Genomic DNA, 1,702 nt, shown 5'->3' with positions numbered 1-1,702 from the left:
ATTCGTCACGTTGCTCCTGCGCCTGCGCGGCAACACCGAGATCGAACGTGACGCCCTGGAGCGGCGCCGCACCTTTGACCACAAGGTGGCCGCGCTGATCTCCAACGCCCGGGACGAAGGCTCCCTGCGCCAGGACATTGACCCCCGGACCGTCACCCGGCTCCTCTTCGGCATGATCAACTCGATCGTCGAATGGTACAAGCCCGGCGGGTCCCTTTCACCTGAAAAGCTTGCCGACGACGTCATCACCATGGCATTCGACGGGCTCCACTCCCAGCCCTGAACTACCCTCTCCGAACAAGATACTAAGTGTGCTTGGTATTTCTGCGGCTGCCCGGTTACGGTGGTAGGACCAGCCAGCATCCGCAGGAGGACGTCCATGAGCACCACCATCAGCCGAGGAGCCCGCCGGCCTGCCCGCCTCCGTGCAGCAGCCGGAGGCGCTGTCCTGGCGGTGTCCCTGGCCCTCACGGCGTGCACCGGTTCGCCCGCTCCCCCGGCCCCCACCGAACCGTCCGCTGCAAACACCGCCGGCACCAACAGCTCTCCCAACGCCACCGCCTCACCCAGTGTGAACGCCCCCGCGCCGGATGCAGCCGGCGGCCTTCCCCAGCTGGTGGAGAACCTGGCCCCGTCCGTAGTGACCATCTTCACCGAAGGCGGCTTGGGCAGCGGCGTGGTCTATTCCGAGGACGGCCTCATCCTCACCAATGAGCATGTGGTTCGGGGAAACACCAGGGTTGAGGTCGGTTTCGCCGACGGCCAGCGCGTGGAGGGGACGGTGCGGGCCACGGATGCCGTCACGGATCTGGCCCTGGTCCAGGCCAACCGCACCGGCCTGCCCAAGCCCACCTACCAGACCGATCTTCCGCGCGTGGGCGAGGGTGCCCTGGTTCTGGGCTCCCCGCTGGGATTCGAGAATACCGCCACGTCCGGCATCATTTCGGGGCTCCACCGCTCGATCCCCGGCTCGGCCTCCAACAGCCTGTCCCTGGTGGACCTGATCCAGACCGACGCGCCCATCAGCCCCGGCAATTCCGGCGGCGCTGTCATCAACATGCGCGGTGAGATCATCGGCATCAGCGAGGCGTACATCCCGCCATCTGCCGGCGCCGTCTCCCTCGGCTTTGCCATCCCTGCCGCCACCGCCGTCCAAGTGGCGGAGGAGCTGCTCGCCGACGGCACGGCCGAACATGCCTATCTCGGTCTCACCCCGGGCGAACTGACGCCGCAGATCGCGGACCAGCTGGGCATCGATGCGACCACCGGCGTCGTCGTTTTGTCCGTGGACGAGGACGGTCCGGCGGGCCGGGCCGGAATCCGCCCGGGCGATGTCCTTGAATCCATGGAAGGAGTGGAGCTGAACGCGCCCGAGAAGCTCCTGGCCGAGCTCCGGAACCGCAACCCCGGCGATACCGTAGGCTTCAAAGTCCGGCGGGATAACCAGACGCTGGACATCAAAGCGGACCTTATCGACCGGCCAACACAGTAGTACAACCCGAGAGGAAGGTTAGAAAATGAGCCCCAAGGAAGAACCGGACGCCGGCTACATCATTCCGGACCCGTCTAAAATGCGCGAGGATATTCCCCAAGATGCCGCAGACGAAGCCAACGCGATTCGCTTCAGCGAAGAGCAGGCGCTGATCGAGGAACAGGCCAATGGCATCCGCCCGGACACCTACAGCGTCCCCTCGGGCGGCCC

At 66.0% G+C, this 1,702-nt stretch carries 2 protein-coding genes and 1 pseudogene; all 3 read left to right on the top strand.

Translation table 11 applies throughout. The features are described 5' to 3' along the window. The coding region (locus AC5RWX_RS32985; RefSeq protein WP_494100376.1) for a TetR-type transcription factor C-terminal domain-containing protein at positions 1–283 on the top strand (283 nt) is incomplete at its 5' end. Positions 284–379: 96 nt separating this feature from the next. Beyond that, positions 380–1,492 (top strand): S1C family serine protease, encoded by a 1,113-nt coding sequence (locus tag AC5RWX_RS32980; protein ID WP_494100375.1) that lies wholly within the window; start codon positions 380–382, stop codon positions 1,490–1,492. A 25-nt stretch (positions 1,493–1,517) separates the two neighbouring features. After that, positions 1,518–1,702 (top strand): annotated as a pseudogene (locus AC5RWX_RS32975) (hypothetical protein); the annotation flags it as partial.

Source organism: Arthrobacter sp. SPT-J7 (assembly GCF_059089965.1).
The sequence above is the reverse complement of the archived record's forward strand: the minus strand, read 5'-3'. Positions and strand labels throughout refer to the sequence as shown.